The organism is Acinetobacter sp. YH12069, assembly GCF_013419675.1.
Classification (GTDB): Bacteria; Pseudomonadota; Gammaproteobacteria; order Pseudomonadales; family Moraxellaceae; genus Acinetobacter; species Acinetobacter amyesii.
In genome coordinates this window covers 223,101-240,322 of sequence record NZ_VOZS01000004.1, presented here as the reverse complement: position 1 = coordinate 240,322, position 17,222 = coordinate 223,101, and the positions used below count along the sequence as shown (strand labels likewise).

At 38.0% G+C, this 17,222-nt stretch carries 18 protein-coding genes, 1 rRNA gene and 1 riboswitch; of the genes, 6 read left to right on the top strand and 13 right to left on the bottom strand.

Going from position 1 to position 17,222, the window contains the following annotated elements:
• Together rrf and FTU16_RS03915 are read left to right on the top strand one after the other, a co-directional pair.
• Positions 1-105: ribosomal RNA gene (rrf, locus tag FTU16_RS03920) — 5S ribosomal RNA — on the top strand; the annotation flags it as partial.
• 251 nt (positions 106-356) lie between these two features.
• Positions 357-797 (top strand): hypothetical protein, encoded by a 441-nt coding sequence (locus FTU16_RS03915; RefSeq protein WP_078191038.1) that lies wholly within the window; start codon positions 357-359, stop codon positions 795-797.
• An 11-nt stretch (positions 798-808) separates the two neighbouring features.
• Here FTU16_RS03915 and FTU16_RS03910 read toward each other — a convergent pair whose 3' ends face one another.
• The 10 genes from FTU16_RS03910 to FTU16_RS03865 form a co-directional block, all read right to left on the bottom strand.
• The gene (locus FTU16_RS03910) at positions 809-1,240 is read right to left on the bottom strand and encodes a roadblock/LC7 domain-containing protein (RefSeq protein ID WP_180162742.1); all 432 of its coding nucleotides are present in this window, start codon (positions 1,238-1,240) and stop codon (positions 809-811) included.
• Between the two features lie 10 nt (positions 1,241-1,250).
• Positions 1,251-1,787: an ATP/GTP-binding protein gene (locus FTU16_RS03905; protein WP_180012489.1), complete on the bottom strand. Its 537-nt coding sequence runs from the start codon at positions 1,785-1,787 to the stop codon at positions 1,251-1,253.
• Positions 1,788-1,796: 9 nt separating this feature from the next.
• Positions 1,797-2,756 (bottom strand): hypothetical protein, encoded by a 960-nt coding sequence (locus FTU16_RS03900; RefSeq protein ID WP_180162741.1) that lies wholly within the window; start codon positions 2,754-2,756, stop codon positions 1,797-1,799.
• A gap of 53 nt (positions 2,757-2,809) precedes the next feature.
• Complete coding sequence (locus tag FTU16_RS03895; RefSeq protein ID WP_078191034.1) at positions 2,810-3,169, bottom strand: roadblock/LC7 domain-containing protein; 360 nt, start codon at positions 3,167-3,169, stop codon at positions 2,810-2,812.
• Between the two features lie 479 nt (positions 3,170-3,648).
• Entirely contained in the window at positions 3,649-4,233 is a 585-nt protein-coding gene (locus tag FTU16_RS03890; RefSeq protein ID WP_078191033.1) for a lytic transglycosylase domain-containing protein, read from the bottom strand.
• Between the two features lie 339 nt (positions 4,234-4,572).
• Positions 4,573-5,058, bottom strand: coding sequence for a GNAT family N-acetyltransferase (locus tag FTU16_RS03885; protein ID WP_180114292.1), 486 nt, complete (start codon positions 5,056-5,058; stop codon positions 4,573-4,575).
• Between the two features lie 88 nt (positions 5,059-5,146).
• The gene (locus FTU16_RS03880; RefSeq protein WP_180162740.1) at positions 5,147-6,346 is read right to left on the bottom strand and encodes an acyl-CoA dehydrogenase family protein; all 1,200 of its coding nucleotides are present in this window, start codon (positions 6,344-6,346) and stop codon (positions 5,147-5,149) included.
• A 29-nt stretch (positions 6,347-6,375) separates the two neighbouring features.
• On the bottom strand, positions 6,376-7,662 hold the full coding sequence (locus FTU16_RS03875; protein WP_180162749.1) for an acyl-CoA dehydrogenase family protein: 1,287 nt from the start codon (positions 7,660-7,662) through the stop codon (positions 6,376-6,378).
• A 241-nt stretch (positions 7,663-7,903) separates the two neighbouring features.
• Positions 7,904-9,277 carry an AarF/ABC1/UbiB kinase family protein gene (locus tag FTU16_RS03870; RefSeq protein ID WP_180162739.1) on the bottom strand — a complete coding sequence of 458 codons (1,374 nt, stop codon included), beginning with the start codon at positions 9,275-9,277 and terminating at the stop codon, positions 7,904-7,906.
• A 157-nt stretch (positions 9,278-9,434) separates the two neighbouring features.
• Positions 9,435-9,740 carry a hypothetical protein gene (locus tag FTU16_RS03865; RefSeq protein WP_078193872.1) on the bottom strand — a complete coding sequence of 102 codons (306 nt, stop codon included), beginning with the start codon at positions 9,738-9,740 and terminating at the stop codon, positions 9,435-9,437.
• A 311-nt stretch (positions 9,741-10,051) separates the two neighbouring features.
• On the opposite strand from FTU16_RS03865, the gene prmB reads away from it, so the two are divergent.
• The 3 genes from prmB to FTU16_RS03850 all read left to right on the top strand — a co-directional run bounded on the left by prmB (position 10,052) and on the right by FTU16_RS03850 (position 13,159).
• Positions 10,052-11,062, top strand: coding sequence for a 50S ribosomal protein L3 N(5)-glutamine methyltransferase (gene prmB / locus FTU16_RS03860; RefSeq protein ID WP_078193871.1), 1,011 nt, complete (start codon positions 10,052-10,054; stop codon positions 11,060-11,062).
• 13 nt (positions 11,063-11,075) lie between these two features.
• Positions 11,076-12,170 carry a chorismate synthase gene (aroC, locus tag FTU16_RS03855; RefSeq protein WP_168378684.1) on the top strand — a complete coding sequence of 365 codons (1,095 nt, stop codon included), beginning with the start codon at positions 11,076-11,078 and terminating at the stop codon, positions 12,168-12,170.
• Between the two features lie 473 nt (positions 12,171-12,643).
• Positions 12,644-13,159 (top strand): GNAT family N-acetyltransferase, encoded by a 516-nt coding sequence (locus FTU16_RS03850; RefSeq protein ID WP_180005575.1) that lies wholly within the window; start codon positions 12,644-12,646, stop codon positions 13,157-13,159.
• A gap of 102 nt (positions 13,160-13,261) precedes the next feature.
• Here the strand turns inward: FTU16_RS03850 and FTU16_RS03845 are convergent, their stop codons facing one another.
• The gene (locus tag FTU16_RS03845) at positions 13,262-13,789 is read right to left on the bottom strand and encodes a hypothetical protein (protein WP_180162738.1); all 528 of its coding nucleotides are present in this window, start codon (positions 13,787-13,789) and stop codon (positions 13,262-13,264) included.
• Positions 13,790-13,963: 174 nt separating this feature from the next.
• Positions 13,964-14,737, bottom strand: coding sequence for a hypothetical protein (locus FTU16_RS03840; RefSeq protein ID WP_257227083.1), 774 nt, complete (start codon positions 14,735-14,737; stop codon positions 13,964-13,966).
• 230 nt (positions 14,738-14,967) lie between these two features.
• A riboswitch (glycine riboswitch) is annotated at positions 14,968-15,058 on the top strand.
• A 134-nt stretch (positions 15,059-15,192) separates the two neighbouring features.
• Here FTU16_RS03840 and FTU16_RS03835 point away from each other — a divergent pair.
• Positions 15,193-16,434 (top strand): D-amino acid dehydrogenase, encoded by a 1,242-nt coding sequence (locus FTU16_RS03835; RefSeq protein WP_180162737.1) that lies wholly within the window; start codon positions 15,193-15,195, stop codon positions 16,432-16,434.
• Positions 16,435-16,509: 75 nt separating this feature from the next.
• Here FTU16_RS03835 and FTU16_RS03830 read toward each other — a convergent pair whose 3' ends face one another.
• The gene (locus FTU16_RS03830; RefSeq protein ID WP_180162736.1) at positions 16,510-17,160 is read right to left on the bottom strand and encodes a hypothetical protein; all 651 of its coding nucleotides are present in this window, start codon (positions 17,158-17,160) and stop codon (positions 16,510-16,512) included.
• Between the last annotated feature and the right edge of the window lie 62 nt (positions 17,161-17,222).

Sequence of the window (17,222 nt, the reverse complement as noted above, 5' to 3'; positions counted from 1 at the left end):
ATAGCAAGAGTGAACCACCTGATCCCTTCCCGAACTCAGAAGTGAAACCTCTTAGCGCTGATGGTAGTGTGGGGTTACCCATGTGAGAGTAAGTCATCGCCAGCTCATTATTCGAAACACCCCCTGATATCTCAGGGGGTGTTTTTTTTATGCGGGGAAAAAGAGAAAGTTATCAAAATAGAAAAATAATAAGAGAAGCAAATTCAAAAAATAGGAAAACGAGAGATATTTAAAGAAAATAAAACTAAAATGCTCAATCCATTTATATCATTTTAAAATCTTTTGCTAATGAAAATGTGTAATAAATCAATATAATAAAATCGTTTGTCTCATTAATAATATATAGGGTATTTAAGATGTTTTTAAAAAAATTATTAGCTACAGTTTTATTTGCATTTGTTTCTTTCAATACTACAGCTGGTGTGTATCAGGATAAACTAAGTGAATGTTTGGTAAATAAAATTTCAGCAGAAGAGAGTCAGAACTTAACGGCTTGGATTTATTTGGCATTTTCAGCACATCCAGAAATTTCTAAATATAGTAAAGTGACGTCCGCTGAGATGCAAAAAATTGATAAAAATATGGCAAATTTATTTCAAGATTTATTTACTAAACGTTGTAATGCTGAAATCAAAGCTGTTACAGAAAATGAAGGAACAAATGCTTTGGGTAAAGCATTTGAACTATTGGGGAATCGTGCAGCTGAGAACCTGATGAAAAATCCAGTTGTTGAAAAACGTATTGCATCATTTGCACAATATTTTGATGAAGATAAAATGCGTGAATCGATGAAATAATTTGAATCGGACTAGGCGAATGTATTTGACAGTTGATATTCGCTTAGTTCATTACTCACTCTTTTTAAAGAATATAATAATTGCCCTAATAATACATTTTTTGATGTCAAGACAACTAATATCATAGGGTGCTGAGGGTGAGAGATCGCTGTGAGTAATGCTTTACCATTTTCTGCATCTAATGTAATGGTTTGACAACCGACTAAATTAATTTCATTAGTAAAAGCTTGAACCATTGCTAAGATTGAACTGCTTACAGCTGCAAGTTTTCCAGAATTTTCAATATTTTTCTTTTCTATAGATTTTAATTCAAAACCATCAGTTGAACATAACATCATATATTCAACACCGGACACATCAGAAATTAACTCCTTCATGAGTTTATGTGCATGTTCAATAAGCTGTAGTGGTGCTGAACGTGTTGTACGAATTGCTGTATTCATAATATCTTCATTAGATTGAAAGTTGAACTTCAGCTTTTGCAATAAGTGCTTCTAGAATAAAAAGAATGTCTTTTTTATTTCTAGCATCGATATAAAAAATCGGGTGATGTATTTGTTGTGAATCCTGCCATTCTTTATAAAGTTTGGTGGATTTATACTGCGTACTGTCTAAATGCGTAATCGCGATGATGATGTTTTCATTATTTTCAGAAAAATAATTTAAATAATCATTCAGCTGCTGAATTGGATGGTCATGTGTATGATCAATCATAATAATTGTACCAATCGCGCCGTTACAAATGGTATTCCATATAAAGTTAAATCTTTCTTGGCCCGGCGTACCATATAAACCAAGTTTAGTACCATCGGCGAGAGTAAGTTCACCATAATCGATCCCAACTGTAGTCAACATTTTTTGATGTGCATTTTGATCAGTATTCAGCGCTTCTGTACTCAGTACAGGAATATCAGAAATACTTTGAATAGCAGTGGTTTTTCCGGCACCCATCGTTCCGGCAAATACGATCTTGTATTGCTGTAAAATCATAATGAAATTTTAGATTCCTAATTTTTTTCGAAGACTACGGAAAAAACTCTGTAGTGGTTTTGAAGATTCTTGAGCTGCTTTTTGGCTATGATAGACAGTCGCCATGGCCGGTATCTCTTCTATGATTTGAGCTATGTGGGATGCAAATAAATATCGATTAATAAAGTTTTGGCTTAAATGTATTTGTTCAGCAATATATTGAGTAGAACTGCCTTCCATAAAAAAAGCGGATATTTTCAATAGTGATTGTCGCTCAGCACAATGCATAGGCTGTGGCCAATGCAAAAGTTTATAGTGGCTTGTGTAATTGGGGGGAGTATCATCTAGGTAATCCCAAACAAATTGCCATAATCCATGCTGTAAATTTATTGATTCCAACCCATATTTAAAAGTGACTACTGTATTGGTATCTGCTGGAATGAGTGTGAATTCGGAATTTTGTGTGATTTGTATATTTTGTTCTATCCAAAACTCGTTGCTTAAGTTATCAATGAGTGCGATTGGTTTTTGATCTAAAAGCAATAGTTGACGTTGATGTTTATTTAAATCTTTAAAAACCTGTGAGATCTGGAGTGCATTTAATTTAGGTTTTATGTCTTGAACAACTACAGGATTGGACACATTTACAGGATTAATAGCACGGAACCTTAACGCAACTAAATGCTCTAACCAATGCTCAAAATGATTGGTATTTGTTAGGGGTAAAAACAGGGTATCGTGTTCGATTTGATTTGCTTTCAATTCATTTTTTTTAAGTTTAAGTATGATTAAAGCTTCGTGCCTTATATTATTTATATTCGGCAGGTCGATAAAGTCATCATTGATTAATAGGACTTGGAGTTTCGAATCTGCAATGTTTGTCCAATGAATAGTAAAAGTTTCAGATAGCTTATTTGAAATAATAGATTTAATGTCATTGATAACATTTAGATTTAAGCCAAAGATAGAAATATATAATGTGCTATTCATGAAATTGTCCAGAAAAAACTGGGTTATTTCAGGTGAAATAACCCAACTTTAAATTAAGAAAAATCTAATTCTTTTTCGAAATGTTTAAGTTCATGGCGAGCCATAGCTAGGTTTGATTTGCTACGGTCTAAAACGAGGTAAAGAAATAATGCTTCATTTGAGTCGAGTGGACGAATTAAGTGATATTGTTTACCTAGAGTAATTAGAATGTCTTCAATTGAGTCATTTAAATTCAATGCTTTGGCAACTTTACGCTTTGAGCGTACAACTTCGGTATTACCAGCAGCAGCTAATTCTAAGTCGATGTCGTTATTGCCTTGTGTTGCCATAGCAAGGCCACTTTCGCTGTCAACCAAAGCTGCAGCAATAAAACCGTCAATGTCTGTTAAACCGTTTAAAGATAATTTGGCCATTATTAACCCCAATAAATTATATGTTAATCAGTAATATAGTTTTACTGACGTATAAGATATTAGCTAAAAATAATGAATAAACAATGCTAAAAAAAATCAGCTGGTTGATTATTGTTAATAATAAATAAAGTAAAAATGGTCTTTAAACGATTCTTGGCTGCTAGTAGTTGTAGTATTGTGTAGAATATTTAAACTTTTTATAGAATTGTTGTATATGAAATTCCATTAGGGTTGTTGTTTTATAAGAGTTTTTTTATTAATAGATTTAATGTATTATTCCATTATTTTAATATATAAAAACGATTACATAAGACGAAATAAGTATTAAATATCTGTGCTGTTTGTTTATTTTCTGATCATTAAAATATATTATATAATATTATTTCTAGATTAATATTTGTGATTTAAGTCTATTAAATTCAATTATTTGTGATATATATTGAAAGTTCAATCCTAGGTCATAGGATTGAACTTTACTTTTATAATGCACTTTTTAAATTATTTTGATGTTGCTTCACTTGTTTTGCATAACGTTTGCCTTGTTTTTTCATTTTTCGATTGGTGTTATAAGCAGTAGGTCCGACATTATAGTAGGCTAAAGCTTTTGGCATGCTGCCAGCGGCATTTTTATATTTAGTTAAAATAAATGACCCACAATTAATATTGGTTAATTCGTCATATAAATCCCCAGGGCATGTTGCTTGCCAATAACGTGGCATCACCTGAGTTAAACCGACTGCACCTGCAGGAGAACTGACATAAGGGCGGAAAGTTGATTCTTGGCGAATAACGGCAGCCAGTAGTAAAGGATCTAAGTTGTATTGATCGGCAGTTTGCACAATGTAGGGTGACACTCGATTTGCGGTTTCAGGATTGACTGAATAGGCCTTTTGGATCCCTGATGAAAGTTTAACTGCACGTTTTTCTACAGAGCCACCACCTAGTGATGAACATCCAGAAATCAGGGTTACAGATATAATAACAGTTGAAAACTTTAAGCTGTGAGCGCTTAGGAGCGACGAAAGACGAGTTGAAAGGCGAGTTTTATTCAGAACATTCTGCATTTATATTCACTTTAAAATAATCATGGCTAAGTGTAATTTCTAAAGCGATATTATGAACTGGAGACTTAGAGGTCAATATTTTCTTAAGATGCTCTGTACAGTGAAATTGTAAGAATTGATGGAAATGTACTCAAATTACATGATTTTTTAAGTGAAGAGAGAAAAAGATCGTGTTAATTGAATCAGTATTTCTCTCTTAACATGGTACTTATTAAGATTATGGGAACATTCAAATCCCGAGAACTTTAGTTATAAAAAACTAGAATATCCATTCATCAAATAACTGTATTTGATAAAGCTGTAAATCTTTCCAGTGAAATTTGTAGAATCTAATTTTATTTAAAGCGTTTTAAGCATCCAAATTTCGCATGCTTGGCTATGACCTGTATTGCCCTTGGGAGCTTGTAAGTGTTCAAATCCTACTTTTTCATAGAGTTTCACCGCTTGCCCAAGTGTATGTGTAGTTTCTAAATAACACGCTTTAAAATTATGATCTTTGGCGAATTGAAAACAAAGTTCTAAAATATCTTTGGCTAAGCCATGACCACGTAATTCAGGCATAAAATACATTTTTTGGATTTCTAAAATGCTTGAGTCTCCAACTAAAGGAGAAAGGCCCCCACCACCTAAAATTGTACCGTGTTGATTTTCAATAACCCAATATTGTGCATTTGCTTGTGCATAAACGTGATATAAATCATCTAAAATTGGATCTGCAACGGCAAATCCTGATTCTGGTGCTAATCCAAATTCTTTGGAAACTGTGCGAATGACATTGGCAATGCTTGCATTGTCTTCAAGTTGAAGTGGTCGGGTCTGAAACATAATCATCGAAAAACAAAAAGATGGATTGTTTATAGACTGATCCTATATAAAAATCCATCTCTAAGTTTAAAATTACGCAAGCAAAAAATTACTTTAATTCGCTTGAACTTTTACCCAGTTCACGTCGTGCAATGATTAATTGTTGAATTTGCTGTGTGCCTTCAAATATATCAAGGATTTTTGAATCACGTGCCCATTTTTCCAATAATTCATCTTCGTTATAACCGACTGCCGCTGCGAGCTCTACACATTTTAATGTGATTTCATTACCAACACGGCCTGCTTTTGCTTTAGCGATGGATGCTTCACGTGAGTTTGGTTTTTTGTTGTCGGCCATCCATGCGGCTTTGAGCATGAGGAGACGTGCTGCTTCCCAGTCTGCTTCCATTCGATATATTTGTGCAGCAATATTCGAGCTTTGTAAGATCGGTGTTGAATACTGCTCATCTAATTCATCTTTAAAGATTTCTTTAATTCGCTCTAAAGATGCCTTGGCACAGCCAATAGCCATCGCGGCAACGAGTGGGCGAGTATTATCAAAAGTTTCCATAACCCCAGCAAAACCCTTTGCTACATCAATTTCAGCATTGCCTAATAAGTTTGCAGCAGGGACACGACAATCTACAAAGCTAATGGCAGCCGTATCAGAAGCTTTAATACCCAATTTATGTTCTAGGCGTTCTACAGTCATGCCCAGCGTACCTTTTTCAACAACAAAGGATTTAATCGCTGCACGGCCTAATTTTTTATCTAGCGTTGCCCAAACCACCACGGAATCAGCACGCTCACCCGAGGTGACAAAGATTTTTTCCCCATTGAGAATGTATTCATCGCCATCTTTCGTCGCTGTTGTCCGAATAGCAGCAGAATCAGAGCCGCAATTGGGTTCTGTAATGGCCATAGCGGCCCAAGTTCCTTTTAAGCGTTCTAGTTGTTCATCATTGGCTACTGCTGCAATAGCCGAATTTCCAAGCCCTTGTCGAGGCATACTGAGCAACAGGCCTGTATCTCCATAGCACATCTCGATGATACTGAGGGCTGTCGACATATTGACACCGTTTTTATTACCAGTGTCTGTGTCACCACGTTTATTGACGGCAGCACCTGCATTCATGCCATCTCCGCCATCATTCATACCGTCGACGAGGGAAGATAACATGTCTAACTCTTTAGGATAGGCATGTTCGGCTTTGTCATATTTACGTGAAATAGGACGTAGAACATTTAATGCGACTTCATGGGCTTGGTCGATCAGCAATTTAAATTTTTTCGGATTTTGTAAGTTCATGGACATTTCCTTGTTTTTATTTTGCTGAATTAAGCATGTAAGCCAGATTGAAGAATCGCTGTGGCACGTAAGTCTCGATACCATCGTTCTACGGGATGTTCTTTGGTAAAGCCATGACCACCTAATATTTGCACGCCATCGGTCCCAATTTTCATCGACTTTTCAGCACATAGCACGCGGGCTAAATAGGCTTCACGATGAAATGGCTTGCCGGCTTCGGCTAGACTTGCTGCGTTTAGGATGAGCATATGCATGGCATCAATTTCGATTGCCATATCGGCAATCATAAAAGCCACACTTTGACGATGTGAAATTGGCTCTCCAAAAGCTGTACGTTCGTTTGCATATTGAATGCAATATTTTTTGACTGCAGTTGCGGTACCAACAGCCATGGCACACCACATTAAATTGCCAAGATCGATAAATGAGGTGTAATTGAAATCTTGATCGCCTAAGCGTTGGGCAGGGGTCTGATCAAATTTTAAAGTTACCGTTTCAGTGGCTTTTAAACCCATAGCTGGTGTTTTTTTAGCGCTAATGCTCTGGTCACGTTGCACAATAAAAACTTCAGGCTGCCCATTCAGCATGGCACTCACCAAGAGCACATCTGCCTGTTCACCTAAAAGGACTAAGGTTTTCTCCCCACTGATTTTATACTGCTGGCCGTCAGCAATTGCCTGAGTTTTAAGTTGATAGGGATTAAATGCCGCCGTTGCCTCTTGAACTGCAAAGCTTGCATGCAGGGCTGAATCATCTGCAAATGCTGCTAAGTAGGTTGCTTGAACAGATTCTGAACCCCATTGGGTGATGGCATTGATACAGCTAAATGTCGACAGTAAACCTGCTGTTAAACTAAAGTCACCTTCAGCTAGTTGTTCAGCAATTAAGATATTGCTAGTGATGTTTTTTTCTGCTGCGACGCCACCCAAATCTTCAGGTAAGGCATAATAATTTAGACCTAGATCTTGGATATGTTGCCATAACGCTTCAGGAAATTTTTCCTCTTGATCGGCTAGATGAGCAAGTGGATACAAAACTTCTGTGGCAAACTGCTGCATCGCATCAGCAGTCATTTGCTGTTCTTCAGTCAGGTTTAAATCAAATAATGATTTTTGTTGATTTGGCAAACGTTGCTTATGCACACCTTTGTTGGTCTGAAATGCTTTTTGTGTCTGGCTCAAGGTTTTAAAACCAGCTTTTGAGCTTTGATACAAAGATTTTTCAACAAATTTGCGCAGTTTAAACTGATCGAGTACATCACTTCCGGCAATTTTCGTTAAAAGTGAGAGTCCAAATCCTTGTGCCTTGTTTACCATGTTGGTCATTGTTGTTTTCCATTTGCGTTGTTCTTATTTAATGCTGACATGCCAAAGATAGAAAAACCATGTCATAAATGACATGCATGATTGTCAAAGATAAACGGCGAGATTAGGTGGGATTCGATAGCTAAATGATTAATTAAGAATAGAAAAGTAAAAAGGCTTAAAAGGATTTTTATTTTAAAATTGACTTGGCTGACATTTGAGTCAGCCAAGTCTTGAAGTGTGCATTGAGTGATTATTGATATTTTTGAATCATACGACGAACATTGGTTTTCGCTTCAATGACGGTCATAAAGGTATATGCACCGATAAATTTACGGCTGATAAACATAAACTCTTTAGGTGGAACTGAGAAGTAGCGAGATGCCATCGATTTTGAAGCTTGTTGCATTACACGGCTATGTAATTGGCTTTTTTTCCAGTCATAGCGTTGTTGTTCGTCCATAACACCAGCAGGGATGTCTGGGTTATTTTCAGTGCTACTAAATGCCTCTGTTGCTAACAGAAAGACTTTGGCCATATCGGGTTTAATACTTTGTGGAATACCATCAAAGAACTCATAACCTGTCATCGCTTTGACCATTTGCTCAGAGCTATGGTGATAACCCGCGGTAATCAAATTACGCGCAACGCTTAACAGATGCTCATCGAACTGACGGATCGCACCGAAGTCGAGGAGTACGATTTTATCGGGCACATCCGCACCATTGCCCAAACGGACCAAATAGTTTCCGAAGTTAGGGTCGGTTTGCATTTCACCCCATTCAAAAATTTCGCGTACGGCAATTTCAAGTGATGCTTCACCTAAGGCATTACGGCGCTCTTGAGGAAGTGACAGCATCACTGGGCTGTTTATCGGCACACCACGTTCAAAGGTCATACACAGCACTTGAGGTGTTGAATAACCTTCAATGATTTGCGGCACGATATAGCATGGGTCTTCTTTTAAGCGTGCTGCAAAACGGCGAGTGGTATCTGCTTCGATTTTATAATTTACTTCACGATGCATCATTTCACGAACTTCATCAAACCACTGATCAAATTCACGCGTTTGAGGCACCATTCGTGTCAGTTTGAGCATGTTTTTGAATAGATTCATATCCGAATCGATGGCATCTGCCACACCTGGATACTGGATTTTTAATACCAGTTCTAAACCATCAGATTTACGTTTTGCACGATGAACTTGTGCCAAAGATGCTGTACCAAGCGGCTCATGATCAATCACGAGATCATCAAGTTTTGAGCCAAGTTGATTTTGTAATTGTACTTTGATGGCTGGCCATGCCAATGCGACTGTTTGATTGTTAAGGGTATTGAGGGCTTGGGTGATTTCTTCAGGTAGAAAATGTTCACCATACAACGCCATCATTTGCCCAATTTTTACAATTGAACCTTTTAATTTACCAATTTCTGCGACGAGATATTCAGCCTGATCTTTCATGGCTTTTTTACGCTTTTTCTCTTTTTCTTCTTCACTCGAAAAAATAGAAGTGGCGTTTGATGCTGCCCAACGAGTTCCCGCAAGTAGCGATGCCTTTGCGATAGATAAGCGTCGATCCATAGAAGACGTTTTCAAGTGTTTGAGCTTATCGTTCTGATCTGACATGTAAATTAAATCCTTTAATCAGCAATTCGCAGAAAAATACATTGTAGCTAATTTTAACGTTTCTTAACGTATTAAAATAGTTCAACTTACTGAATATGCAGTAAGCATTTGCAAACTTAAGCAAGATGCCGCGTAGACAGGCACATTGGAAAGAAAACTATAAACGATATTTGATTTTTACCGTATCATTTTGCATCAATGCAGCTTTATGTTCTTCAATATGTTGATGAATAAGGTGTTGGACAGATTCGTCTTTAAATCCGGCAGCATAACCTTTGACAATAATAATGCTCGGTAAGCTAAAAAATAGGGTACGAGCGTTTTCTAAACTCGGATCAGGGAAAACTTGATGTTCGATCAGCAGTTGCTGAAAAAATGCCTTTTCATTTTGCACGTTTAAAGACTGAGTGTCTTCCCAATAGCTTTGACGCATAGCCATGAGGTTATTGTGCTTATAGCTCATTGGAGCCCCGCATTTAAAATTTAACTGTTTGTATGGGGATGATTTTAAGAAATTAAAGCTTAGGATCAAGTACAAATTGCTAAACAATTGAGCTTGAATTGGTTTTTATTCGTAATTTTTATCTATTAGGTTTTATAGCATGCTGAAGAAAAGCCTAAATTACACATTTCATTTCAGCGAATGTATCAGACCTCATATATACGGTAATGAAATGCTTTCAAGCGGTGAATAATGCCGTATTTTTATTATAAATAGCATTAAAACAAGGTATCATAGGGCGTTTAAAAAATTATGAACTGGAGACGCCTTAAGTGGATCGACCGACTATTAGCCCTGAACATTTACAGGAAGCAGCTGAAAACCTATCTACAATTCGTGATTATATCCGCTTTGGGGTAACAGCTTTACGTCAATATGATGCCCACTTAGGACAAGGTACAGAAGACTATTTTGCTGAAAGCTCAGCATTGGTTTTACAAACGTTATCTCTAGATTGGAATGCAGATGCGGAAATCTTAGATGCGAAATTATTGCCAAGTGAAGTTGCAGAATTTTTAGCATTGTTAGAACGTCGTATTAATGAAAAAGTTCCGACGTCTTATTTACTAAACTTGTCATATTTCTTTGGTAAGCCATTTTATGTCGATGAACGTGTACTGATTCCACGTTCTCCAATTGCAGAGTTAATTGAAAACCGTTTTGCGCCATATTGCTTAGGTGAAAATGGCGAAATGGGTGCTGCGGTTAATAATCTACCTGAAAATGCCAATCCAAAAACTCCTCAGCGCATTTTAGATATGTGTACGGGTTCAGGTTGTATCGCGATTGCTTTAGCTTATGCATTCCCAGATGCTGAAGTTGATGCAACAGATTTATCTAAAGATGCACTTGAAGTGGCGCAAATTAACTGTGAACACCACAATAAACAATATCAAGTGGCTTTACTTGAGTCTGATTTATTCGCCAAAATTCCAGCAGAAAATCAATATGATTTAATCGTGTCGAATCCACCGTATGTGGATGCTGAAGACATGGCAGATTTACCAGAAGAATTCCACCATGAACCTGAAATGGCGCTTGCTGCGGGTCAAGATGGTTTGGATCTTGTACGTAAAATGTTGGCACAAGCTGCAGATTACCTGACTGAAGATGGCTTAATTGTGATTGAAGTGGGTAACTCAGAATGGGCAATGCGCCAAAACTTCAATACCGTTGATTTTTACTGGTTACAATTCCAAAAAGGCGGTACAGGTATCTTTGCATTGACTGCTGCTCAATGCCGCGAATACCGAGATTTATTTATTCAATCTGTTCAAGCATAAGGAGTCGTTTGACATGGCAGGTAATAGTATAGGGCAACTCTTCCGTGTAACGACTTGTGGTGAATCTCATGGCGTTGGTCTGATGGCCATTGTGGATGGGGTTCCACCGGGTATTGAACTTACTGAAGCCGATTTGCAAAAGGATCTGGATCGTCGTAAGCCGGGCACATCTAAGTTTGCAACTCAGCGTAAAGAACCCGATGAAGTTGAAATTATTTCAGGCGTATTTGAAGGCAAAACGACCGGTACATCGATTGGTCTATTGATCCGTAACACAGATCAAAAATCAAAAGATTATGGCAACATCGCGCAAACCTTCCGTCCGGGTCATGCAGACTATACTTATACACATAAGTATGGTTTCCGTGATTATCGTGGTGGTGGTCGCTCGAGTGCTCGTGAAACTGCGATGCGTGTTGCTGCGGGTGCGATTGCTAAAAAATTCTTGTTTGAGAAATTCGGCATAGAAATTCGTGGTCATGTAACCCAAATTGGTACCGAAAAAGCAGAGAAATTGGACTGGAATGAAGTTCCGAATAACCCATTTTTCTGTGGTGATGCAGATGCCGTCCCACGTTTCGAAGCTCTCGTAACGTCACTTCGTGAACAAGGAACGAGCTGTGGCGCCAAACTGGAAATTATTGCGACGCAAGTGCCAGTCGGTTGGGGCGAGCCTGTATTTGATCGTTTAGATGCAGATATTGCACATGCCATGATGTCCATCAATGCTGTAAAAGGTGTGGAAATTGGTGATGGCTTTGGCGTTGCTGAGCAGTTTGGTCATGAAACCCGTGATGAGTTAACTACGGATGGTTTCTTGGCAAACCATGCAGGCGGCATTTTGGGCGGTATTTCGAGTGGTCAGGATATTCGTGTTGCGATCGCCTTGAAACCAACAGCTTCCATTACTACGCCGGGTAAAACCATCACGATTAATCGTGAAGATACAGATGTGTTGACCAAAGGTCGCCATGATCCTTGTGTCGGTGTTCGTGCGACACCAATTGCAGAGGCGATGTTGGCAATTGTGCTTATGGATCACTTCATGCGTAACCGCGCACAAAATGCGGATGTAGTCGCACCATTTGCCCCAATTGAACCCAAGTGAGGAAACAAAGCGCTGCTTTGTTCCGAACGCGGTTGGTGAGTAGCGTTAGCGAGTCACAGTAGATAAATAACAAAGCGCTGCTTTGTTCCGAACGCGGTTGGTGAGTAGCGTTAGCGAGTCACAGTAGATAAATAACAAAGCGTTGCTTTGTTCCGAACGCGGTTAGTGAATAGCGTTAGCGAGTCACAGTGGATAAATAACAAAGCGTTGCTTTGTTCCGAACGCGGTTAGTGAATAGCTTTAGCAAGTCACAGTGTATAAATAACAAAGCGTTGCTTTGTTCCGAACGCGGTTGGTGAGTAGCGTTAGCGAGTCACAGTGGATAAATAATAAAGCGCTGCTTTGTTCCGAGCGCGGTTGATGAATAGCTTTAGCAAGTCACACTGATGAGAAAATTGCATAAAAAAACCAGACAATTGTCCGGTTTTTTTATTTCGGTAAACTAGGCCTATGAAAATAAATAGCAAAAAAATATGAATATACGAAATGCTTTACTTGGTGATATTCAGCAGCTTGAAAGCTTAATGAATACAGCCTATCGGGAAAATCATCCCAAGAGTTGGACGACAGAACATCATATTGTTCGAGGAAATCGAATAAATGTGTCTCAACTCAGTCAACTCTTACAAAAAAGGGATTTTCATTTATATGTGATTGAGTCGGTACATGCGCAGATCATGGGGTGTATTGGTATTCAAATGCAGGGGAAGAGCTGTGAAATTGGTCATTTTGCAATTCATCCAAATGAGCAAGCTCAGGGCTTAGGAAAAAAATTATTGCAATTTGCAGAACAGCAAGCGATGTTGATTGAACCCAATGTTGAAGAATTTGTGATGTATGTGATTGATCGGCGTTTAGAATTAATAAAATATTATCAACGACGTGGCTATAAGCTTACAGATGAAAATCAAGCCTATCCTCTTCATCTAGAGGTAGGTCAACCGATTTGTGAACTGACAATTAAACAATTAATTAAACGAATAAAATAAAGACCATGTGATGCATTTGATCAATTTATAAAGCGAGATGAATAAAAAATCCCCAAAAAACATACACTAACTTTTGGGATTTTGATTTTAGACTATTTGGGCTTAAGAGTAAGCACGTAAAAATAGTCGGTAGGCATCTGATGATTTTTGGTTTTTTAGCATATAGTGTGCGATTTCACCTTGGTTGGTATTCATAATCACAGCAATATTTTTTGCGTCCCGAAATTGTTTAAGCACAGTATCTGGAATCATCACGGTATTAGAAGAATCAATCACATTTGAATTTTCTAAGCGACGATAATTTGTTTGACCAATTGCAGGATAAGACAATACTTTGCCGTCGATCACAAAAGATATTTCATTCATATCAAGCTGCTGTTGATCATACGAATGCAGTGAAAGTGCATATTCACCTTTGTTTTTTTGCCAATCAATTGCAAGTTCAGGACATTTTTGCCCAGCTTCACATAGTAACTGACCTCGAGTAATGGTTCGTTGGATCACTTTGCTGTTTTCAACTGTATTCACACCATTCAGCTTCAAGGTTCTTGTTTCAGGTTTATTTTTAGGTACGGTAATACAACCCGTGAGTAGTAGGAGTGTAAATCCAAGAACTAAATAAATTTTCATGTGTATTTCCATGTTAGCGTTATTTTTATGAGCAATATTTATTTTGGCGCATATTCACACAGAAAAACAAAAAAGTAAAATACATCACACTTTTCTAGTTTTGATCGAGTGATGTTTTAATATAAGTGGTGGATATTCAAATAAATAATATTTTTCAGTGATGTAAATATAATTTCATAGTAGTTTTGATAATTTAAGCAAGATCTGTGATTTTGCGCTATCAATCTGCTCGGGATTGGTTTGTCGAGACAATTGGTCACGTGGTTTTTCGCCTAAAAAATATTTGATCCGTTCAGCATTTGCACCTGACGGATGGGGAAGTCCTGCTAGAATCTGCTGATCTTTTAAATAGCCTAAGCTGCTTACATAATTTAAAACCTCATCTACACCTTTGCCTAGCGGGATGTAAATTGCGTTAGGAAGCCGTTGAACTATAGGAATAAAATAATCATCAATATGTTGTTTTAATAATTCATTTTTCAACATTGCGGGCGTTGAACCAGCATAATTTTTTCCATTGACCAAAATGCATTGCTGTAAAACTGAGCACATTTGCACTATATCTTGATGATTGCTAAATAGCTCAGCAGTGGTCTGTATGCCTAATTGATTGTGTAATCCAATATGATCTAGCAGTTGAGTTAAATTTTTACGAATAGGGCCACTAAAAGCACCACTATTTTTTGCAAGTTTAAGAATGTTTTCCTCAGATAATTGCTGCTCTAAGCCGTCCTTCGCTGCAATTAATGCATTACGCCATTGTTGCTGGCCTGGGCAGATGCCGACGATGACCACTTTTGCATCATGATTTATGGCCTCGAATGGTGCATAAAAACTTTGAATAGGTCCCAGAGTCTTAAGTAGGAGTAAATCACTTTGGGTTAATTCTTCAATAGAATGTGTTTGCATCACAGATGCAAAGCGAGAGAAAAGCATAGACTTGGACATAAAACTTCAATCTTTCTAGATGTAAATTTCATTTAATATTTTAAACCTTTATTTTAAAGATGAAGTATTTAGGTGTAGAAAAAATTGAGTCGAAATACTTAGCCTAACAACTTAAATCGATATAAAAATAATATTTAACAATATTGACCCAAATAGGACTTGAGATTTGGTACAAATATTGCTCATATCTAACTAAGGCAATACCAAGATGAATGCCGAATAAAAACGAATGGATGATTGCAGGAGAGAAGCACAGATTGTGCTCGCCGAAGGAGCAAGTTCCCCCAGGAAACTCTCAGGCAAAAGGACTGTAATCATATAAAAAATCTGGAGAGAAGTAGGCTAGACCTACTCACCGAAGGGGAAGGTTCACATTGCTTCGCAAGGAACCAAAGCTCTCAGGTACCAATGACAGATGGGGCGAGCATAGGAAATGTAATTTCCAAGGAGCCTATATGTGTCATATTGTTGTGATTGGTGCAGGTATTACTGGGGTAACGACAGCTTACGAACTCGGATTACTAGGTTATCGTGTCACTGTGGTCGATAAACATCTTTATCCTGCGATGGAAACGTCGTTTGCCAATGGTGGACAATTATCAGCGTGTAATGCTGAAGTCTGGAACCAAAAAGCAACGGTGGTGAAAGGCATTAAATGGATGTCACAAAAAACCGCGCCATTATTATTAAATCCAAGTTTTAACCTACATAAATATTCATGGCTCTTTGAGTTTATGGGACATATTAAAGATTATCGTGAAAATACTCACGAGACAGTGCGTCTAGCGTTGATGGCACGTCAGCGCTTATTTGAAATAGCTGAGCATGAAAACTTACAGTTTGATTTAGAAAAACGCGGCATTTTACATTTCTTTCATAATCAACATGATTATGAGGTGGCGACTCAAGTTAATAATATGCTCTGTGAGGGTGGTTTAGAGCGTCATCCTGTGACATTAGCTGAAATACGGGATATTGAACCTAGTCTGACAGGTGAATACTATGGTGGCTTTTATTGTCCGGGGGATGCCACGGGCGACATCCATAAATTTACGACGCAGCTTGCTAAAGCAACAGAACGCTTTGATGTGAAATATATGTGGGGTTTTGAGGTGACTGACTTTGAACATCATGCAAAAGGTGTCAATGTTCAGTTAAAAGCCAGTGATGAAAATATGGAACATCCCGATGCTGATACCATACTTGAAGCAGATGCTGTGGTGGTCTGTGGTGGCGTAGGTAGTTATGAACTTGCACATAAACTCGGTGATCGCGTAAATGTGTATCCAGTCAAAGGATATTCAATCACTATTAATTTAAATGATGAACAAAGTCAGGCCAATGCGCCTTGGGTAAGTCTGTTGGATGAAAGTGCCAAAATTGTGACTTCACGCTTAGGTGCAAATCGACTCCGTGTTGCAGGCACGGCAGAGTTTAATGGCTATAACCGAGACATTCGTGCAGATCGCATTCAGCCCTTAATTGATTGGTCGAATCGCAACTTTAATCTCTCTACAGAACATGTGGTGCCATGGGCGGGTTTACGACCAATGATGCCTAATATGATGCCTGTGGTACATGCAGGTAAGCGTGATCATATTTTTTATAATACTGGACATGGTCACCTTGGATGGACCTTATCTGCGGCAACAGCTGCAATGATTAGCCAGCAAGTGCAGCAAACACATCCGATTTAACTGATATATTTTAGACACCCAAAAGCCTCAACGTTGAGGCTTTTTTGTATGTTTCTAAGTCATTCGAATTTGATCTTAATCATATAAACGATAAATCCCTGCAAAACGTTCACAGCCTTTTTGATCAGTTTTTACTGAGAGTAAAGCTTTGCTGTAATTGAACTGATATTTGCAGTCGTGTTCATTATCTGTGATTTGATTTTTTTGTTCGGGTGTTGTGTAAGCTAAAAATGGAATGGTTTGTGTTTCGACTCGATTGTTCGGATTACGATAGGCAATGCCTTCAATTTTGATGCTGTCTTTGCCCAGTTGATGCACCTTTAAATGTACAGGTGATGTCGCAAAATGACCATTTTCAAATTTAAGATAATGCTGCGTTAAACTTTGGTTCATCGAGGTATAAATATTCAAATCTTCATGGCGAAGTTCAAACTGTTGTTTGAAACACTCCAAGTTTTTGCATTGCTGAACTCGGCTGTACCATAATTTTTGCGTATCTATCAGCAAGCGTACAGGGGCATCAGTAATCAACTGCGCTGTTAAAAAAAGCCCATCTAGCTTTTCACGTTGTTCTTCAAAACCGTTAGAACAGTAATTTTTTTTTGCCTGAGTATTGGCATGATCGCAGTTAATTTTTTCTGCATGCGTAAACGTCGCTAGGCCAGAACCTATTAGCAGAACCAGTACGAATTTTTTGATGATATTTATTTCAGTTTTCAACAGCATGATCGCTTATACTTTCACTATGTTGCGCTTGCCCACACTATAGCGAAATAGAAAGCGTGAAT